The organism is Longibacter sp., from assembly GCF_051155795.1.
Taxonomy (GTDB): domain Bacteria; phylum Bacteroidota; class Rhodothermia; order Rhodothermales; family Salinibacteraceae; genus Longibacter.
This window is the reverse complement of sequence record NZ_DAXETW010000005.1, coordinates 1-19,228: the sequence shown is the minus strand read 5'-3', so window position 1 is coordinate 19,228 and position 19,228 is coordinate 1. Positions and strand designations below refer to the sequence as shown.

The 19,228-nt window shown below is 63.6% G+C and carries 15 protein-coding genes; 8 read left to right on the top strand and 7 right to left on the bottom strand.

Annotated elements, in window-relative coordinates:
• The first annotated feature begins 57 nt into the window (after positions 1 to 57).
• On the top strand, positions 58 to 1,731 hold the full coding sequence (locus ACFCU0_RS00795) for a M1 family metallopeptidase (RefSeq protein WP_434971750.1): 1,674 nt from the start codon (positions 58 to 60) through the stop codon (positions 1,729 to 1,731).
• An 85-nt stretch (positions 1,732 to 1,816) separates the two neighbouring features.
• On the opposite strand, the gene lpdA is transcribed toward ACFCU0_RS00795, so the two are convergent.
• From lpdA to ACFCU0_RS00775, 4 genes are all read right to left on the bottom strand, one after another.
• Entirely contained in the window at positions 1,817 to 3,235 is a 1,419-nt protein-coding gene (gene lpdA / locus ACFCU0_RS00790) for a dihydrolipoyl dehydrogenase (RefSeq protein WP_434971749.1), read from the bottom strand.
• Between the two features lie 149 nt (positions 3,236 to 3,384).
• Positions 3,385 to 4,647, bottom strand: a complete 1,263-nt coding sequence (locus ACFCU0_RS00785) for a murein hydrolase activator EnvC family protein (RefSeq protein WP_434971748.1) — start codon at positions 4,645 to 4,647, stop codon at positions 3,385 to 3,387.
• Positions 4,648 to 4,695: 48 nt separating this feature from the next.
• Positions 4,696 to 5,499, bottom strand: coding sequence for a DUF4292 domain-containing protein (locus ACFCU0_RS00780; protein ID WP_434971747.1), 804 nt, complete (start codon positions 5,497 to 5,499; stop codon positions 4,696 to 4,698).
• Between the two features lie 188 nt (positions 5,500 to 5,687).
• Positions 5,688 to 7,496, bottom strand: a complete 1,809-nt coding sequence (locus tag ACFCU0_RS00775; protein WP_434971746.1) for a tetratricopeptide repeat protein — start codon at positions 7,494 to 7,496, stop codon at positions 5,688 to 5,690.
• Positions 7,497 to 7,815: 319 nt separating this feature from the next.
• Between ACFCU0_RS00775 and ACFCU0_RS00770 the strand changes: the two genes are divergently transcribed.
• The 6 genes from ACFCU0_RS00770 (at position 7,816) to ACFCU0_RS00745 (ending at position 15,389) form a co-directional block, all read left to right on the top strand.
• Entirely contained in the window at positions 7,816 to 9,810 is a 1,995-nt protein-coding gene (locus tag ACFCU0_RS00770; protein WP_434971745.1) for a CBS domain-containing protein, read from the top strand.
• 90 nt (positions 9,811 to 9,900) lie between these two features.
• Entirely contained in the window at positions 9,901 to 10,485 is a 585-nt protein-coding gene (locus ACFCU0_RS00765) for a hypothetical protein (RefSeq protein ID WP_434971744.1), read from the top strand.
• A 195-nt stretch (positions 10,486 to 10,680) separates the two neighbouring features.
• The gene (locus tag ACFCU0_RS00760) at positions 10,681 to 10,929 is read left to right on the top strand and encodes a ferredoxin (RefSeq protein WP_434971743.1); all 249 of its coding nucleotides are present in this window, start codon (positions 10,681 to 10,683) and stop codon (positions 10,927 to 10,929) included.
• Positions 10,930 to 10,973: 44 nt separating this feature from the next.
• Positions 10,974 to 11,777 carry a hypothetical protein gene (locus ACFCU0_RS00755; protein WP_434971742.1) on the top strand — a complete coding sequence of 268 codons (804 nt, stop codon included), beginning with the start codon at positions 10,974 to 10,976 and terminating at the stop codon, positions 11,775 to 11,777.
• A gap of 361 nt (positions 11,778 to 12,138) precedes the next feature.
• Positions 12,139 to 13,686, top strand: a complete 1,548-nt coding sequence (locus tag ACFCU0_RS00750; protein ID WP_434971741.1) for a BamA/TamA family outer membrane protein — start codon at positions 12,139 to 12,141, stop codon at positions 13,684 to 13,686.
• A 65-nt stretch (positions 13,687 to 13,751) separates the two neighbouring features.
• Positions 13,752 to 15,389 carry a hypothetical protein gene (locus ACFCU0_RS00745; protein WP_434971740.1) on the top strand — a complete coding sequence of 546 codons (1,638 nt, stop codon included), beginning with the start codon at positions 13,752 to 13,754 and terminating at the stop codon, positions 15,387 to 15,389.
• Between the two features lie 36 nt (positions 15,390 to 15,425).
• Here ACFCU0_RS00745 and ACFCU0_RS00740 read toward each other — a convergent pair whose 3' ends face one another.
• Complete coding sequence (locus tag ACFCU0_RS00740) at positions 15,426 to 15,929, bottom strand: YkvA family protein (protein ID WP_434971739.1); 504 nt, start codon at positions 15,927 to 15,929, stop codon at positions 15,426 to 15,428.
• A gap of 217 nt (positions 15,930 to 16,146) precedes the next feature.
• On the opposite strand from ACFCU0_RS00740, the gene ACFCU0_RS00735 reads away from it, so the two are divergent.
• Positions 16,147 to 17,091 carry an L-threonylcarbamoyladenylate synthase gene (locus ACFCU0_RS00735; RefSeq protein WP_434971738.1) on the top strand — a complete coding sequence of 315 codons (945 nt, stop codon included), beginning with the start codon at positions 16,147 to 16,149 and terminating at the stop codon, positions 17,089 to 17,091.
• Between the two features lie 20 nt (positions 17,092 to 17,111).
• On the opposite strand, the gene ACFCU0_RS00730 is transcribed toward ACFCU0_RS00735, so the two are convergent.
• Together ACFCU0_RS00730 and ACFCU0_RS00725 are read right to left on the bottom strand one after the other, a co-directional pair.
• Positions 17,112 to 18,227 (bottom strand): NAD(P)/FAD-dependent oxidoreductase, encoded by a 1,116-nt coding sequence (locus ACFCU0_RS00730; protein ID WP_434971737.1) that lies wholly within the window; start codon positions 18,225 to 18,227, stop codon positions 17,112 to 17,114.
• Between the two features lie 200 nt (positions 18,228 to 18,427).
• On the bottom strand, positions 18,428 to 19,228 hold an 801-nt coding region (locus ACFCU0_RS00725), incomplete at its 5' end, for an NAD(P)/FAD-dependent oxidoreductase (protein ID WP_434971736.1).

Genomic DNA, 19,228 nt, shown 5'->3' with positions numbered 1-19,228 from the left:
CCCGGACCCTTCGGTTGCATCCTGCACTTCGGTCTCTATTTTTCGCCCCGACGTCCCATGGATCGCCTGGTCCGTCTCATCCTACTCGTAGGAGCCTCCATGCTGTGCGCCGGCTGTTCGGCGGACGCGTCCGGGCAGGACTCCGGAGGCGCCCTGCTTCCCGAGCAGGCGGCTTACGATGTTACCTACTACGACCTGAGCGTCGACGTGGACACAGCGGCCCGATCGATCGATGGGCGCCTCACGGCCGTAGCGGCGGTCACCGACCCGATTGACCACTTCGTCCTCAACCTCGACGGTCGACTCGAGGTGTCATCGGCACGCCTCACATGGCGCGACGAAGTGGTGGAACTGGCGGTCGAGCGGCGAGCGGACGGCAATCAACTCTGGATGACGCTGCCCGCGACCGCGCAGAACGGAGACACGCTTCGGGTGATGGTCGACTACGCCGGATCGCCCCGCGTGGCGCCGCAGCCTCCCTGGGACGGCGGGTTCACCTGGTCGAAGACGCCGGAGGGACAACCGTGGATCGCAACCTCGTGCCAGACCATCGGGGCTGATATGTGGTGGCCCGTTAAAGATCACCCGTCGGACGAACCCGACTCGATGGCGATCGACATTACGCTTCCGCGACCGCTGGTCGCCGCCTCAAATGGCCGCCTTCGCGGCGTGACCGAAACCGACTCGTCGCGAACTTACCGCTGGTTCGTTTCCACGCCGATCAATCCGTACACGGTGGCGCTTCACGCGGCTCCCTACGTTCGCGTAGACACGACCTACCGAAGCACGGCGGGAGGGGAGATGCCCGTATCGTTCTATGCGCTACCAGGTGACGAAGCCCGTGCGAGATCGGCGCTTCCGCACTTTCTGGAGCATGTCCGCTTCCTGGAGAATACACTCGGGCCCTACCCCTTTCGGGCCGACAAGTACGGCATCGCACAGACTCCGTTTAAGGGGATGGAGCATCAGACCATCATCGCCTACGGCAACGACTTCAATCTCGAGGGCGGTCTCTACTACCCGGCCGGGTTCGATGCCCTTCACTTTCACGAACTCGCCCACGAGTGGTACGGCAACCTCGTGACGGCAAGCGACTGGAAGGACTTCTGGATTCACGAGGGGTTCGCCACGTACCTCGAAGCGCTCTATCGGGAGTCGCTGGAAGGGACGGACGGGTACCGGTCCACCGTCCGGTTCTGGCGGGGACAGATTACGAACCGCTCGCCTGTGGCCCGCAAAAACGCCACGTCGGCACAGGAGATGTATGGAACGGATGTTTATTACAAGGGAGCGCTCATCCTGCACACGCTGCGCTACGTGATCGGGGACGACGCCTTCTTCCAGCTCCTGAAGGAGTTTACGTACCCGACGGAGGCGATACGCGCTGCGACAGACGGCTCGCAGGCGCGGTCGGTCACGACGGATGACTTTCTGGACGCAGCCGAACGCGTGTCGGGACGCTCGCTCGACGCTTTCTTTCATGCATACCTGTACCGCGCCGAACTGCCGCAGTTGACCGTAACCCGTGCGGAGGAGGCGCTCACCCTCAGGTGGACGCAGACCGCCGACGGTCACACGCTTGACGTACCGGTCCCGGTAGAGATTAACGGGGAGGTACGACGGGTGCTACTGGACGACGGAACCGCGACGCAGACCGTCCCTGAGGGTGCCTCTATCGTTGTAGACCCGCATGGCGCTGTCCTGAAGGACCTCCGTGTCGCATCTGAGTAATGTCCGGCGATGGCAAAAAAAAGGGCGGCCCCGGTAGGGACCGCCCGTGGCGTGAGAAGATGCCTTCTCAGGCCCAGTCTGGGGATCAGACGTTGATCGGTTCTCCGTAGGCCACGCGCGTCGCCTCCATGATGGACTCGGAGAGCGTCGGGTGCGGGTGGATGGATTCCATGATCTCGTGGCCCGTCGTTTCGAGCGTCCGGGCGCTGACCACCTCCGCGATCAGCTCGGTGGCGTCGTGCCCGATGATGTGGCAGCCGAGAAGCTCGCCGTACTTCTTGTCGTAGATGATCTTGACGAAGCCTTCCGTGTGCCCCAGCGCGGCGGCCTTGCCCGACGCCTTGAACGGGAATTTGCCGACCTTGATGTCGTAGCCCGCGTCCTCGGCCTGCGCCTCGGTGTAGCCGACGGAGGCGATCTGCGGTTGGCAGTACGTGCAGCCCGGAATGTTCTTTTTGTTCATCGGGCGAACGTCTTCGCCGGCGATGTTCTCGATGCAGATGATGCCCTCGTGGCTTGCCTTATGGGCGAGCCAGGGCGCACCGGTGACGTCCCCAATGGCGTACACACCGTCCACGTTCGTCCGGTAGAACTCGTCGACCACGATGTCATTGCCGTTGGTCTCGACGCCAACCTCTTCGAGGCCGAGGTTCTCGACATTACCGACAACACCGACCGCCGATAGGATCTGGTCGGTTTCCACATGCTCGGTGCCCTGGTCGGTCTCGATTTCGACCCGGAGGCCGCCGTCGCTCTCCTCGAAGCCCTGCACCATCGCGCCGGTCATGATGTTGATGCCGGCCTTCTTGAACGAGCGCTCGAGCTCTTTCGATACGTCCCGGTCTTCATTCGGTACGATCCGGTCCTGCACCTCCACGATGGTGACGTCCGTCCCCATGTGGTTGTAAAAGTAGCCGAACTCCACACCGATCGCGCCGGCGCCGACGATAACGAGGCGATCGGGCTGCTCTGTCTGCATCATGGCGCCCGTCGATGAGACCACCTTGTCCTCGTCGATCGGAAGCGGCGGAATCTCGCGCGGGCGGGCTCCCGTCGCGACGATGATGTGCTCGGCCTCGACGGTCTGCTCTTCGCCGATCTCCTCACCGTCCATGTTCTCGCTCGGCTGAATCTCCACCGTGCCATTGCCCGCGAGACGGCCGTAGCCGTAGAGCACGTCGACGTCGTTCTTGCGCATCAAGTACTGTACGCCCTTGTTCATCTGGGCGGCCGCGCCACGGCTACGCTCGATGACCTTCGGGAAGTCGGCGGTGATCTCGCCCTCCAGGTTGAGACCGAAGTCGGAGATGTGCTTCGATTCCGCCATTACCTCGGCGCTCTTCAGCAGCGCCTTCGTCGGGATGCAGCCGATGTTGAGGCAGACGCCTCCCAGCTTGTTCTTTTCGACGATTGCCGTTTTCAGTCCGAGCTGTGTGGCCCGGATGGCGGTCTCGTAACCGCCGGGACCGCTCCCGATGATCACGCAGTCATACGTAGTAGCCATGGAGTCGAGGTGCAATAGTTGGGCGTTTCGAACATGCAAGCGCTAAAATACACGCTGCTCCCCACCGTTCCCAACTTGGACTCGCCCGGCGTACGAAAGCTTCTGTGAATACGTCCACCGCGCCCGGTGAGCACGTTTCGGGGATTACGCTACCGTCCGCCCAGCCAGCCCATCGGATCGACGCTCGTGTTCTTCTTCTTATCAAACACCGCGAAGAACAGGCCGGCGCCCCGCGGCTCGTTGGACGTTCCGGCATTTCCAATCACTTCCCCGGTGTCGACGCGGTCGCCCTGCGAGACGAAGAGCGAGGAGAAGTTGCTGTAGACGGACAGGTAATCGCCGTGGCGGATCACAAGATAGGTGCCGTATCCGGGCACAAAGTCGATGCCGGTCACGACGCCCTCGAAGACGGCCCGGACGGACTGCTCCGGGTTGGTGGCGATGAGAATGCCCGGGTGGTACGTCTCGGTTCCGTGGACCGGGTCAACGCGATTGCCGAAGCCTTCGGTGACGGCTCCTTCCGCGGGCCAGGGGAGGGTACCCCGATTCTGCTGGAAGGTGGCGGAGAGGCGCGCGTAGTCGGCAGCGCGGGCCGGAGCGGACGCGGCCCCGGACACGCGAGCGCGACGGTCGCGCGCTTCTGAACGGGCGACGAGCTCACGGATCTGCTCCTCGAGTTCGCGAGCCGCGCGCTCTTTCCGGGTGATCTCCTGCTGCAGTTCGGAGCGGCGGCTACGGAGCTCGGCGACGACGGTGCGCCGGTCTTTCTGAAGACGACTCAGATTTTGCCGCTCGCTCCGGGCCTCGGCAAGGAGTTGCTGCGTCTTCTTCTGCGAGGCCTCGAGCTCTCGCTGTCTCCGGTTGAACTGCTCCGCTGCCGCGCGAATGGCGGACTCCTGCGTTCTTCGCTGTTCGGCGAACCGGCGGAGGTAGCGTACGCGAACCAGCATCTGCGTGACGGACTTGGAGGCCAGAATCAGCGCCACGTCGTGGAGACGGCCGTACTTGTAGGCGTGAACGGCGTGCGCCTTGTATTCCTCCCGTAGCTCGTCAAGACGCCCTTCGAGGACGTCGAGAGTGTCCCGGAGCTCGCTCCGCTCGTCGCGAAGCTGCTGCATGCGGCGTTCGTACGTGGAGACCAGCTCTTCGCGCAGCGCGATTTCACGCTTGATCTGTTCGAGTCGGTCGACCGTCGCCTTTTCTTCCTTTGTCGTCTCCTGCAGGCGCTGCTGGTCCTTCTGGATCTGGCTCTTGAGCGACTCCAGCCGCTGCTGTGTATTTCTGCGTTCATCGGCGATGTCCTGCGCGTGTAGCGGTCCCGCGGCCAGAAACGAAAGCACCACGATCAGCAGCCCGGGGATCACGAGAACGTGCATACCGGAGTGCGTGACTCGGTCGGGCCGGATGGACATGCTCTGGGGGCGTCGTGAACGGCAGTAGCGACGAAGGTCCGCGCTACGTCACGGACTGGAGGCGGGCAGGAAAACGCGGGGCGTGCCGGACGGTACGTCGAAGTCGAACGATAGATTCTCTGGATCGAGATCCAGGGATTCGTAGGTCAGCATAGCCATGGCCTCCTCCGGTCGATTGCGAAAGATGACCCGCTGGGGGATGGAAACACCGTCGATCATCTTGAAGTCGGTAAAAAGGCGTTCTTCCAGAAGATCGCCGTCATCCGCGGTTCTGGCATACCGGACGACCCGCCACCGGATCGGGTCGACGGTGTAGGTCTCCCGGCCGCTCGGCGAGGTCAGGAAGTAGTTGAGCGAGTCGGCTCCAACCTTCCAGTTTACGTCGGGACTCGGCGAAAGGAGGCCCAGCATGTTGGTGAACGCCTCCTCGGCTGTAACGGGGGCGGCGAGAAGCGACTGCGCCTCGTCGACTGTTCCCACCATCACCTGGTTCTCAAGCCGGTTGTGCACGAAAAAGCTGTCTCTCGTGATGAGGACGCGCGCCCCTTCAAATCCAAATCGGCTCATGCGCATCCACAGCGAGTCCTGACGGCTCTGGCGCACTTCCGCGTTGAACGAGCCGGACTGGCGCGGGGACCGGACGGTCATGCGCGCCCTGGCACGGAAGCCGGAGAGCGTGTCGGACTGCCCTTCGATCAGCTTGTGGATCTGCCCGGCCGAGTGCTCGGGAAATGCCTCCGGAAGGCCTGGGGCCGTGCCTGCGGACCGCGGACCGGAGCATCCGGCGATGAATAGCCCGGCGACCAGAACGGCCGCGAGCAGAAGGTGGCGCGAAGAGTGGAAGCGAGCCATGGAGGTGGTTGGATGAACGTGTCGAAAAAAGAAGTCGTCGCCGGCCAGCCGGCGAAATTCCTCGAAGCAATCCCTCAAATCGGTCTACGCGTAGGCCTACTCGTAGGCGTGCGGCTGCACGCATCGGCGCCTGATGCGAACGCGACGGGCGGGCGCATTCGTATCGGCAGCCGGCCCTGCCGAACGCGTCAGTCGTCCTGGAGAGCGTTCAGCTTGTCTTGCACACGGTCTCGTTCCGGCGCCCGTTGGAGGGCCTGGCGCCAGTACTCCCGCGCCGTTTCGGTGTCGCCCAGCGCCTCGGACACGTCCCCGAAGTGCTCGTAGACCGAGGCCGTAGCCTGACCGGTCCGGAGCGCATCGTGCAGCGTCGAGCGGGCCCGCTCGAAGTTGCCTTTCTTAAAATAGACCCAGCCTAAGGTGTCGAGGTAGGCGGCGTTCGTGCTGTCGAGGCGAACGGCCCGTCGCGCCAGACGGAGCGCCCGGTCGAGGTGGACGCCGCGGTCGGCCAGGCTAAAAGCGTAATTGTTGGCTGCCTCCGCGTGCTCCGGATTGGCGTCGAGGGCGCGTGCGTACGCGGCGTCGGACTTTGAAAACTGCTGCATCCGGGCGTACACGAGCCCGAGTGCACCGTTTAACTGGCTTCGCAGCGTGTTCTGATCGGCATCCAGGGCATCAATTGCCTCGCGGAATCGTGTCGCGGCCGCACCGTTCTGTCCGAGGTTCATGCTCGCGTATGCCGACACGCGAAGAAGAGACGCGCGACCGGGGAAGAGAAGGAGGCCTTCATCCGCGACCGTAGATGCCCGCCGGGCCTGACCCGCCTGTAGGTGCGCCGCTGCGGCCCGTGTCCACCGTTGCGGCGAGCGGGGGTTCTGCTGGAGGGCCCGCTGCAGAAGCTCTGCCGAGCGCTCGAACTCTCCGGCCTCGTATTTCAGGTCGCCCAGCAACGCCAGGGCGTCGGCATGATTCGGATCCATCTCCAGCGCGCGGTTCAACAGACGCTCCGCCGTCGCCCGAAGCTCGGGATCATCCCGGTCGTCGCGAAACCGAGAACCGTCGGTGAGCGATCGGGCCCGCGCGACGAACTGGTCGGGCGACGCGTCGGCGTCGTTCACAAAACCGTGGAGCAGGGAGTCTGCTTCTCCGGTTCGTCCAGCCTCACGATAAAGCGACGTCAGTCGCATGACGACGTTCACGCTGCCGGGTCGCCGTCGAAGCAGCTTCTCGTAGAGCTCGATGGCCTCGCCGGTCCGACCTTCTTCCATGTAAAACTGACCGAGCAGGTGCGGATAGAGTTGATCGGCGGGCCGGTGACGCATCAAGGCCCGGAGCGACGACTCGATCCCGTCGGCATTCTCGGTCTGACGGTACAACTGGAGCAGTTCGAGATGCACCCGGGGTGTATCCGTTCCCTGGTTGAGAACGGCTTCGTAGGTGTCAATCGCCGCATCGGCCTCCTGCGCTTCGATCTGCGTCTGCGCCAGATCCATCCGCGCGTCAACATTGGCGGGGAAACGACGGAGCATCCGGTTGTACGTTTGAATCGCCTCGGCGTACCGGCCGGCCTCACGCTGCAGGTCAGCAAGCTGGGTGTGATAGGCTGCGTTGTCTGCGGCTCGGTCGCGAGCTCGCTCCGCGTAATAAAGGGCCGAGGTGACGTCGTCCGTCTCGGCCTTGGCCTCCGCGAGGGCCGACAGGACCGGAGCTTCATTCGGGGTCAACCCCAGTGCTTGCTCGTAGTAGGCGATTGCCGCCTCATAATCTTCGAGAAAAGCCCGCGTCATCCCGCGGACGAACAGCTTACGGGCATGCGTCGTCTGACTGTCCTCGTCGAGCGTGCGCTGGACGCCGGGTGCCTGTGCCGTTGCGTCTCCAACCGTCCCCAGTGACAGCACCATCGCGAGAACCACCGCCAAGATAGCGACGTGGACACGCATCCGCGACCGGAGGGGTCGGAGAGACGACGCGGCGGAAATATGTGATGTGGATCGGAGCATGCGGCGGATCGGTCTCCGGGCGGTGCGAGGAATGCAAGGCGGGACAGCGGAACTGACGCGTGCAACTGCCGAAGGGAAAACGTGACCAGGAACGCGGGGGTTTCCGCGACGGGAACCGGGTTATGCGACGGGATTCAGGACCGAAACCGGCGGCGTCGGAACCCCGGTTCGTTCATGGAAATTTGATGTAAAGCGTTGATCCATCCTCCGTTGCGTACGTGTCCTTTGCGCGCAACCGGTTTCCCCGGCGTCCGAGGCCGCAGATTGCAGGCCGCTCGGCGCCATACCTTTCTCCGACATCAAATAGTGATCCAATAGCATGGGCGAGCAAAACGTACAGCGGAAAACCGACGACGCGGTGTTGCGGGAATTCACCCAGCACCTGTTGCGCGACGTCCGGGCGCTCGAGATGATGCTTCGCGAAGAAATGTTCGAAACCGGGATTCGTCGGCTCGGGGCGGAGCAAGAGCTGTTCATGGTCGACGACCGGTACGATCCGGCGCCCATCATCGACGAGGTGCTGGAGCGGAATACAGACGATCGTATCGTCACCGAGCTGACGCGCTTCAACATCGAGTTCAACATGGACCCGCTCGTCTACGGCGGCGATTGCTTCCGGCAGATGGAGGCGGCGACGACGGAGTTGCTGGCGGAAGTCCGCAATCTGGTGAACGCCGTGGGCGGGGAGCCGGTCATGACAGGCATCCTGCCGACGGCGCACCTGTCGGACTTCGCGATGGACTTCATGACGCCCCGTCCGCGCTACTACGCGTTGAATGAGGCGCTTGGACGCCTCCGCGGCGGACCCGGGCAGTACCAGATCCGGGGAATCGACGAGCTGTTTTTGAAGCACGATTCCATCATGCTGGAGGGGTGCAATACGAGCTTCCAGACCCATTTCCAGGTGACGCCGGACGAATTTCCACACTTCTACAATATTGCGCAGGTCGTCGCTGCTCCAGTGCTCGCCGCCGCGACCAATTCGCCGATCCTGTTTGGGAAGCGCCTGTGGAAGGAAACCCGCATCGCCCTTTTTCAGCAGGCGGTGGACACGCGGTCCAGCAACCTGTATCTGCGTGAAATGAGCCCGCGGGTGCACTTCGGCTCCAAGTGGGTGCAGGATTCGGTGACGGAGATCTTCAAAGAGGATATCGCCCGCTTCCGGGTCCTGCTCACGACGGATCTTGAAGAGCACCCGGTGCACGTCCTGCAGGAGGGCGGGGTGCCGAAGCTTCAGGCGCTCCAGCTCCACAACGGCACCGTCTACCGCTGGAATCGCGCGTGCTACGGCATAACAGAGGGTAAGCCGCACCTGAGAATCGAGAACCGCGTCCTGCCGTCCGGTCCCACCGTCGTCGACGAGGTCGCCAATGCGGCATTCTGGTTCGGTCTCGTCAGCGCCATGTCGGAAATGTACGAGGACGTCGCGTCGGAGATGGACTTCGACGACGCCCACCATAATTTCATCGCCGCGGCGCGCCACGGCCTCTCCTCCCAGTTCGACTGGATCGACGGGCGGACCCTGCCCGCACACGAACTCGTCCTCGAAACGCTGATACCGCAGGCTCGGAAGGGGCTCGAGACGTCCGACATCGCCCAGCCGGACATCGACCGGTATCTCGGCATCATTGAGGAACGGGTTGAGGCGCGGCAGACCGGCGCGGACTGGCAGTTGCAGTCGGTTCAGAAAATGAAAAATATCGGCACGCGATCGGAGCGGCTGACGGCGCTGACCGCCTCGATGGTCGAGCACCAGAAGACGGGGGAGCCGGTGCATACCTGGGACCTCGCCACGCTGGATCAGACCTTCGTGCCGAGCGGAATGTCGACCTCACACGTCGAGGACTACATGAGCACGGACCTGTTCACCGTGCACGAGAACGAGTCGATTGAGTTTGTCGCCTGCCTGATGGACTGGCAGCGCATCCGTCACGTGCTGATCGAAGACGAGCAGCACCGCCTCGTCGGGCTCGTGAGTCACCGGACGCTGCTCCGACACCTCGCTGATCGCAACGGCACTCCGGACGGCGGCGTGCCCGTTCGCGAGATCATGATCCGAGAACCGGTGTCGGTGGAGCCTGACCTCCCCACGGTGGAGGCGGTTAAGCTGATGCGCGAGCAGAAAATCGGGGCCTTGCCGGTCGTGCGCGAAGGGCAGCTTGTCGGTATCATCACGGAGAGCGACTTTATCGAAATCGCGGGCAACCTGCTTGACGACACGCTGCGGTTCGATTCGCCGGACCCCGGGTCCTTCGAACACGTGGAGAATGACGAGGCAAACGAATCGTCGCCGGATGCGGAGGATGGCGCCTGATTTGCTGTAAGCTGGGGACGCCAAACCGCTGTGCCGTGCTAAACATTGCCGGTCTGCGGGTTCTTCTGCCCATTCCTCACACAGGTTTCCATGCTCTCATTTACGGCCTATCGGCAGGGCGCGTCCCCACGAAATGCGCCCCGCTGGATTCTGGCGATCCTCGTACTCGCAATGATTCCCGGCTGTACGGGCGGGTGCGGGGAGTCCGCGACGTTACCTCAAGACCCGCATGCGTTCGGTCGAACCATCGTTTCTGCTCTGAAGGCCGGCGATGCCGACGCGTTTAATCGGCTGATCTACACCAGATCCGACGTCGAGTACATGATTGAGCACCGCGCCGCCGCGGGGCGAGATGCGGAGACGTACCGGAAAGGCTGGATGGAAAGCTACGACCGCCGCCGGAACGAAATCGAGCGCTCCTTCGAGCGGATCTATCGAGAAGGAGAACGGCATGGGCTGACCGACTGGTCGACCGTGACGTTCAAAACGGTGGATTTTACGCCGATCCGTGAGGGGGATTTCACGCGTTACGAGGTCATCGTGGAGATGGCCACGGAGAACGGGCGCGAGTACGTCTTGTCGGAAACAGCGTGCTGGAAGACCGATCGCGGCCTCGCGCTGCAGTCGCCGCCGACCCTTCTGTCGCAGCAGGCGCGGCAGGGTCTCGGTCGGTGACCGAGCACGGCTCCACGGTGAGGCGGTCTGTCGCAACGATCGCGCGGATGACCGCTGATTCGATGACAGCATCCCGGGTTACAACTCCATTGCGTAAGGTCCGGAACGGTGCCTACTGCGTCCCGTGAGAAGGCTTCACAAGAAAGGCCGGTCCGCCGGTTTGCCTGCTCCCATTCCTAAGCTTTCAAGCACCACATGAGCGACGATACCAGAGAACGCACGATCAGTGGCGTGTCCGTCAAAATCGACCGCACGCTGTGCATCGGATCCGGCAACTGCACGAACCTCGCGCCAGAGATTTTCGAGATTGACGATGCAAACCTCGTCGACTTTCAGGACGAAACGCCGGACATCGACCAGGGGCGTCTCGTCGAGTCGTGCGCCATCTGTCCCGTGGATGCGCTTATCGTTGAAGACGAAGACGGCGAACAGATCGTCCCGTAGGGCCTGTTCGCCTCGTTTCGTACGGACCAGGTACGCTGCCACCTATGACGACGTCCGATTCCGATTTTCCAGCACCGGAGGGAGTCCATTCGCACAACGCGGACGACGCGGAATCACGGAAGCCCGGCAAAGACGCCGACCATTCGTCGGGTGATGAAGATATGTCGTCACACCCTGCAGGACACCCTGCAGGCGGCCCACGCGTCCCCGCGCCGATCGGTCCGGCGGAGGGCGCCACGATCGATGAGCCGTCCGTCACCTTCGAGTGGGAGCACGTTCCGGACGCGGAAACGTACCAGTTGCAAATTGCGAAGGACCGATCGTTCGACGAGATCGCCTTCGACGGTCGCGTCGGATCGAGTTCGCGCTTTACCTACAGCGGGCTCCCACCGCAGGAAGGCTTGACACTGTACTGGCGAGTTCGGGCTTACCGGTCGGACGAGGAGTGGACGCCGTATGGAACGATCGGCACATTCGTTCTCGCCGACTGGCGTCCCGAGCAACCGGACGTTGCGGACGCATCAGGAAGCGAGCCTGTGGCCGATGTTTCCTCCGGCGGATCGTACTCGACCGAGCCGCTGGCGGTCGTGTTTTCTATCATCGTCACCGTGGTTGCCGTCGGCGTGGGCATGATCTACATGCAGACGGGGACCGAAACCGACGATGCAATGGCGTCCGACGCCGTCGCCGATACGACCGACCTCTACCCGGACGAGCCGGTCCCGAACGAGGACGGCAATACGTATCGGATTTCCATCGATCGCGCCATGGACATTGTCGTTCAACGGTCGGGTCCGGGTGGAGCCGGAGATACTACCTCTGTTGGCGCCGGATCTTCGACGCCGTAACTCGACTTTCCGTTGATCTTAGCGTGGTCAGCGACGCTCGACGCTAAAGTCGTGCACTCGGCCGCAAGTCTACCGGATTACTCGTTTGCTTTCCGGCGAAACCATTGAATCAGTGCCCCGGTGGCAAGACCGAGGACAAGGAGGAGAAGGTACCAACCGGTGGTGCCGACGAAAGACTCCATCGCAAAGGTGTCGTGTACAAGGAGGATTCTGGGCACTGTCGCACGAAAAAGGTCCGTCCGTAGATCCGGGCAATATTGCGCGGCACCCGACCGCTTCGTACCTTCTTGAATGGCGCGGCTTTCGGTTGGCCGCCCTTGTTTGACCCGCTGGCCCACTCCACATATCTCGAATCTTCCTGGTGAGCACGTACCTCGCCATTCGACGCAGCGATCGCCGGCACGTGGCTCGCTGGCGCGTTGCCGCCTGTACGGCCTTTCAGCCCGCAGCCGCATGGGCCATTTCGGCGTTGCTCTCGCTGCTGCTCTGCGCGCCGGCGCATGCGCAGACCGAGGAAGGCCCGCTACGTGGACCGATTCAAGATCAGGCTCTCGCGGCGATCGGCACCCGGGCAGGTGGCATGGACCTCGCGGATACGACCGCCGGGGCACTGATCCGGGAAGCCGAACTGCCCGACCTCCCGCTGGAGGCTGCGCAATCGGCCATCTACGTTGACGGTGGCGACAGCACGCGGACCGCTCGCTGGCGAGCCCTGCGGCAGAAGAAGGCGCTCACGATGGAGCCTCCCGACGCCACTCTCGCGGAGCGTTTCGTCGCATTTGTCGAGCGCAACCGCAGTCTGGTCCTGCCGGATCGCCTCGTACTTGATATTCCCAACGCCGATCTCTACGGCGTGCAACCGGTCCTCGGCGGCCTCTCCGGCGAAGCGGGTGCCAGCGGCGGTCTTTACTACGACCTGCCGTTCTTCAGCGGGCCGAATCGTCACGCCCACGCCCAGGTTCTCGGTAGCCTTCGCCGGTACTGGGGCACGGAACTGATCGGGGGCATCGAGCACAAGCGCTGGGTCGGATACGGATTTTCCCGGTACACGCATCGCGCCTCCGAGAGCTTCTACGGCATCGGACCCAACACGGAGGTCGATAACCGATCGTTTTACCGCCTCGACGAAGGCATGGTCGGCGGACTGGCCGGGTACGCGTTGAACGACCGGCTGCTCGTCGGCGGGCATCTGTCATACCGCCGCGACCGCGTCGGTCCGGGCCTTCATTCCGACGAGCCCAGCGTTGGGAACGCCTTTTCTCCGTCGCCGCCGGGCGTCCGCGCCGATGCGGACTACGCCATCGGAGGTGTGTTCGCCGAGCTTGATGCTCGAAATGATTCGTATAACCGGACCTACGGCCGCCGCTTCGCACCCACGGAAGAGCGCCTGCGGGGCATCTCTCTGGACGCGACAAGCGGGTATTACCTGGCTGCCAGCCTCACCCATCATCAGGACATCGTCGACCGTCGCCATTCGTACGCACGCCTCACGCTGGACGCTCAGCAGTACGTTACGCTGGAGCACGGCATGCAGCGCGGACTTGCGTTTCGGCAGTTCCTCTCGCTCAGCGAAAGTCCCGACAAGCAGACGATCCCGTTCTACCGCATGCAGTCCATCGGAGGCCCGGCCTCCCTGCGCGGCTTTACCGGAGGGCGGTTTCGGGACCGGAACGTCGTCCTGACGACGGCAGAGATGCGGTGTCACATCTGGCACCGGCTCGATATGGCCCTTTTCGCCGACGCCGGTCAGGTGTTTTCTGAAATCAACGACGTGAGCGTGGAGGACATGAAATTCGGATACGGGGTTGGATTCCGGTTCCGATCGTCGCAGGGCGTGGTCGCGCGCTTCGAGATCGCAAGAAGCGTGGAAGGGTTTTCGACGTACCTCAAATTCGGCTCGATTCTCTGAGACCGGAGGACGTTGGTGTGCGTCCATCCTTTTCGTGATTGTCTCCGATCGTTCGCTCGCATCCGGTGTACACGTCCGTTTCATCCGGCGCATCCCGCGTCGCGCTGTTTTTCGTTTCCGCCTGTGCCGTCGCCCTCCTGACGGCGACACCGACCGCACAGGCGCAGCGCTTTCTCGATGACGACCCCATCACTGAGGACCCCGATCGGCTCAACATGCCCGTGCCCGTCCAGCGCACGGCCTCCGACTACGTCCGTTTTCTGTCCAACACCTTCGTGGAAACGCGGGGCGACGCCGGGCCTGCGATCAACGTCAACACGCTCCAGCAGGTCCCGAACTCGTCCTGGTACGAAACCCGTCACCATCGAACGCGGATGACGCTGGAGGCGCTCCGGCGCGGTGCGGGCGAAACAGACGGTCCGGCGACGGACTCCGCCTGGGTGGTCGAATCCGTGCTTTCGGTGCGTCCCGTTGCCCGCCTCCGGATTCGGGACGGGGATGGACGGAGGTACGAACTCCGCCTCGACTCCCCCGAGTACCCAGTGCTGGCGACGGCGGCCGGTGCGGTTACCAACCGGGCGTATCACGCGCTTGGCTACAACGTCCCGGAGCTTCGCATCATCCGGTTTTCTCCGGGCCGTCTCGTCCCGGCCTCGCGGAACGGTGTACAGCAGGCAGATATCTGGCAGGCGCTTGAGAACGCCCCGACCGTCGACGGAGGCGTGTATCGGGCGGCGGCGCTGCGTATTCCCGAGCCCGTCGTCGAACGGATCGGCCCGTTTCGCTTCCACGGAACCCGCCCGGACGACGGCAACGACATTTTTCCACATGAGCGCCGTCGCGAGCTGCGCGGGCTACACGTAGCAGCGGCGTGGCTAAACCACACGGGGATTCGGGCGACGCGGACCCTTGACGTGGCCGTGCGCCACGGGGAGCGGACGTTCGTGCGCCACTACCTGTACAACACGTTTGAGTCGCTGGGTAGCGCGCAGGTCGGGCCCAAGGAGCCGTGGATGGGTCGGGAGTACCTGGTGGAGATCAGCCCCGTTCTCGTTCGGATGGGAACGCTTGGTCTGAGCGGAGGCGATTGGGTCAACACCCAGTATCCGGACGTCCCGCACGTGGGGCGATTCGGCGCCGTAAATTTCGACCCGGACAAGTGGCGTCCCGAGCACCCCAACCCCGCATTTGCACAGCGGGATTCTGCCGACACCTTCTGGATGGCCGCGCAGATCGCGCACATCACGGATCGGGAGATTCGCGCCATGGTGCACGCCGCGGACTACCCGGACGATGCTCCCGTCGACTACGTCACCACCGTTCTATCCCGGCGACGGGACTCGATTGCCGCCGCCTACCTCGGTTTCGGCGGCGGTCTCGATGAGTTTCGTGTGAGCGGCGAGCGACTCGTTTTCGAGGACCTGCTACACCGATACGTCGAGCGGACGGCGCCGCGCCTTCGATTCGTTCAGTGGCACCGCTTTTCGAACGAGGCCCATCGGATCACGGACCAGATCGGCCGGACATCTGTCTCAGGCACGGAAATCCAGCTTCCATCGGGTCACTCGCCATTCTACCGTGCCCGGATCACCACACCGTCGTACGGCACGACCGACGTGTATCTGCGGCGAACAGGGGAGGCGACGCCGTCGGGCCACTACGAAGTGGTCGGCATTGACCGTAGCGCCGCCCCCGAAGAGTAACGGTCCGCTGTGCCAGCGGCTGTCGGTGGGGCATCGTCAGCTGAGCGCCGCACCCTGGCCCGATGCACTCGGCAGAGAGCGCCCGTTTTCCCATGTCCGAAACCGCTGCAACTCGTCGCGTACCGACCCGACGACAGTTGCTATGATCGCAGCATCATCCATGAGCCCGATGGGGCCGAGGAGGTCGGGGACCAGGTCGACCGGCATGACGAAATACAGCACGGCGCCGGCGATCATCGACAGGGCTGTCCACGGAACGCGCCGGTAGGTCGAGTTCGCCCATGCAAGCAGTAAGCGGAGCATCGTCGTCAGATCGTCCAGTACGGCCTGCAGCGACGGAGCGTCCTCGGTAAGGCGGTCGTACGCGTCCCGGACCAGCATCAGTACGCGAAACCGGCGCCGGAGGACGGACTGAGCCGAGTCCACGACCGTGTCCACAACATGCGAGGCGGTCAGATCCGGCGGGGGCGCGGGGGGGAGTGAACCGTCGCCGCTGCTGTTTCGTGGGGCGGAGGGGAGAGGCGGAAGGGGAGAAGACATGGGGCCGGTCGGTAAGCGGGAGACAGCGTTGATGGATGCTACGACGTTGCTGCAGCGATGTCAATTGGACCTTTCGCAAAAATGCCGCCGTAGAGACTGCAGGTGCGATTCTCGCGCATATGCGCTTCCGATGAGATCGACTCTAAGACGGATCGGTGGGTACTTCCGGAAGTAGATACGACTCGAATTCGTCGACCGCGCCGTACAGTTTCAGCCCGTGAAAACAACGATCACCTCGTCCCCGGAAGAAGCCGCCGAGTACATCCAGCGAGGCGAGCTTGCCGTCTTTCCGACGGAAACCGTCTACGGACTCGGTGCGGACGCACTAAATCCCGACGCGGTGGAGGCCATCTTCCGGGCCAAGGGGCGGCCGTCTGACAACCCGTTGATCGTTCATCTTGCCGATCGGTCGGACCTCGGAACGGTTGCAGCGACGGTAACTTCTGCCGCAGAGGATCTGCTGGAGGCATTTACGCCGGGACCGCTGACGCTCGTCCTGCCGAGGGCGGCGGCGCTCTCCGACCGCGTCACCGCAGGACTCGACACCGTGGGCGTGCGCATCCCGTCTCTGCCGATCGCACGTGCCTTTCTGCGCGCCTGCGAAACGCCGGTCGCTGCGCCGTCGGCCAATCGGTCCGGTCGCCCCAGCCCGACCACGTGGCGCGCGGCCTATGAGGACCTCGTCGGACGCGTCCCGTGCATCCTGCGGGGGGGGCGAACGGACGCCGGGATTGAGTCGACCGTCGTGGATGTGACCACCGATACTCCCGCCGTTCTCCGCCCCGGCGCCGTGTCAATGGAGGCGCTGCGCGACGTGGTGCCCACGATTCGGGAGGTGGATGATGCGCCGGACGTACCGCGGAGCCCGGGAACGAAGCACCGTCACTACGCACCAGAGGCAGAAGTCGTGATCGTCAAGGATCCGGGGGAGGCCGATGCTGCGGCCATTCACGGGTACATCGGGATCGACGAGCCGGCCGTTCCTGCGGCCTTTGCCAACGTGTTCGTTGCACCGTCGATTAAGGCGTATGGGAGGGAGCTGTTTTATTTTCTCCGCGAATGCGACGCCCTGGGATGCCGGCGGATTTTCGCTCAGGAGGTGCCGGAGGAAGGGCTTGGTCTCGCCCTCATGGACCGCCTACGGCGCGCGGCGTCGCGGTGAGAGGGTGTCGTCACTGCCGCTTATCCTCGTGTATTCCGGACGAGCCACCGTCCGACCATCGGCGCCGCGCGGAGAAAACCTACGGCGGCTGCTGCGAGAGCAGGTCGCATCGCGGCGGCGTGCGCGAGGCGACCGAGTCGCATGCGCCGGCCGAACGCATCCGTCCAGTCCGTACGGTAGCCCGACCGGAAGGCAGCCGCGCTCGATCGCCGGTTGAGGAAGCTGTCGACGTGCGGCGTGGCGAGTTCCGCGGAGGTGATCGCCATAGCCATCCCGTCCCCGCATAAAGGCGCAATCATCCCGGCCGTGTCGCCGATCATGCAGACATCGTTGCGGAAGAGTTCCTTACCGTCCAACGAGACCTGGCTGACCGCGTAAAACGAATCGGTTACACGCTCGGCATCGCAAAGGCGGTCGTCGAGGTGTGGATTCTTTCGGAGGGAGGCGTCGATCATTGCCTCCGGCGTGCCGCCCGCCGACTGCAGAGCGTCGGCCCGACCGATCCAGCACACGTTCACGCGGTCATTTTCTACGTGCGACACGCCGCAGTAGCCGCCGGGGAAGGTGTGAATCTCGATCGTCCGCGGGACAGAAGGCCCCAGGAAATGAGCCTTGAACGCGACGAGGTCAGACGAACGTTGAAGGAAGGGGCGATCCAGTTTGCGGTCAAGCGTCGATCGTTTCCCGAATGCACCCAGAACAACCCGCGCGGTCCACTCTGCATCCGGTGATGTGACGGTGAACCCGTCGTCGAGCGAACCAGAAATGTCGGTGATCCTCGTGCCGGCGTAGGTGTCTGCGCCGGCGTCGCCAGCGCGCTCGAAAAGAAGTTCGTCCAGCACGTAGCGGCTGAGGCCGATGGCCGTGCCCGGCAGGTCGCACCGAAAGGTGGCGCCGCCAGGGGAGGTGATGCAGGCGCGGTCGATGTCGTGCGATCCGGCCGCGCGTATCTCGCCGATCACACCGAGCGACTGAAACGCGTCCTGCACTTCCGGCGAAAGGAACTCACCACACAGCTTGTGCCGGGGAAACGAGCCTTTCTCAAGCAGGGCAACGCGGTGGCCCGCCTCCGCAAGATGGGTCGCTGCCGTGCACCCCGCGAGGCCGCCACCGACAATGATGACATCGTAATCCATGGAAGGCAGAAGCCGTGGTGACGGGAGGACAGTGAAGGCCGGAATCACAGGCGCGCTACGACTCTGTACAACCCCCGTCCTGCTTCGTTCGAACGACGGTCGAGACCGACGCAAACGTCTCCAGATTGTCAACTCAATGGTTGGGGCTCCCGACGACGGGACCCGGGTTGATTGTGCGTGGCTCTCGACGTCCGTTTAGGTCAGGGGTCGAGTAGTCGCGGAACGGCGAGGTCGTTCGGAATGATCGCTGGATTCTGCAGGTAGCCGTGTAGTTCATGTGCGATTATCGGGGCGGTCAGCAGCCCCTTCGACCCGAGCGCGGTGAATGTCCAGATCCGCTCTCGGTCCGGGAGCGGCCCGACGATGGGAAGGTTGGAGTCCAGGTGCTTCACGCGAACGCCCGAGGTGACATCCAACACCTCGGCGTGCTCGAGGCCGGGAAGCATCTCCGCGGTTTTCGTAAGGATGTAGTTCGTCTCCTCCGGATCGGGTTGGAGCGAGTCGAAGTTGTGTTGATAGCTGCTTCCAAGGATCAGGATGTCGTCATCAGGAACGATGTAGCCGCGACCGGACATCGGGTGAAGCGGGCCGCTGCCCGTTATCGTCGGGCGTCGGACCCGGACGGTTTGACCCTTGATGCCGGTCAGTTGGAGATTTGTGAGTTCGGCGATTCGAGAATACCCCTGCCCGACGCAAAGGAGGAGGTGGGAGCCGCGATACGTTTCGAGAGACCCGCCGCCATCCGCGGCTGCGTGTTCTACGTCGACCGTCACCGTGCCGTCCCGCTCCGACCAGTACCGCACGTCCGCCGCGGTGTGCAGGTGCGCTCCATGCGACCGGGCCGCATCCAGAACGCCATTCACGAACGCCGGCACGTCGATCGCCCCGCCGCGAGGGATGAAGAGGCCGCCTCCGCACGTTCGGACGTCCGGCAATCGTTCGCGAAAGGCGTCGGCAGATAGCCATTCCGCGATGTCGGGGTAAGCCGCCGCCGCGTCCTG

What these genes read in the sequence shown, in the direction of transcription:
- ACFCU0_RS00775 (WP_434971746.1), bottom strand. Translation starts at nt 7,496, where the DNA reads ATGCTCCGATCCACATCACATATTTCCGCCGCGTCGTCTCTCCGACCC.
- ACFCU0_RS00795 (WP_434971750.1), top strand. Translation starts at nt 58, where the DNA reads ATGGATCGCCTGGTCCGTCTCATCCTACTCGTAGGAGCCTCCATGCTG.
- ACFCU0_RS00770 (WP_434971745.1), top strand. Translation starts at nt 7,816, where the DNA reads ATGGGCGAGCAAAACGTACAGCGGAAAACCGACGACGCGGTGTTGCGG.
- lpdA (WP_434971749.1), bottom strand. Translation starts at nt 3,235, where the DNA reads ATGGCTACTACGTATGACTGCGTGATCATCGGGAGCGGTCCCGGCGGT.
- ACFCU0_RS00765 (WP_434971744.1), top strand. Translation starts at nt 9,901, where the DNA reads ATGCTCTCATTTACGGCCTATCGGCAGGGCGCGTCCCCACGAAATGCG.
- ACFCU0_RS00730 (WP_434971737.1), bottom strand. Translation starts at nt 18,227, where the DNA reads ATGGATTACGATGTCATCATTGTCGGTGGCGGCCTCGCGGGGTGCACG.
- ACFCU0_RS00780 (WP_434971747.1), bottom strand. Translation starts at nt 5,499, where the DNA reads ATGGCTCGCTTCCACTCTTCGCGCCACCTTCTGCTCGCGGCCGTTCTG.
- ACFCU0_RS00785 (WP_434971748.1), bottom strand. Translation starts at nt 4,647, where the DNA reads ATGTCCATCCGGCCCGACCGAGTCACGCACTCCGGTATGCACGTTCTC.
- ACFCU0_RS00740 (WP_434971739.1), bottom strand. Translation starts at nt 15,929, where the DNA reads ATGTCTTCTCCCCTTCCGCCTCTCCCCTCCGCCCCACGAAACAGCAGC.
- ACFCU0_RS00755 (WP_434971742.1), top strand. Translation starts at nt 10,974, where the DNA reads ATGACGACGTCCGATTCCGATTTTCCAGCACCGGAGGGAGTCCATTCG.
- ACFCU0_RS00760 (WP_434971743.1), top strand. Translation starts at nt 10,681, where the DNA reads ATGAGCGACGATACCAGAGAACGCACGATCAGTGGCGTGTCCGTCAAA.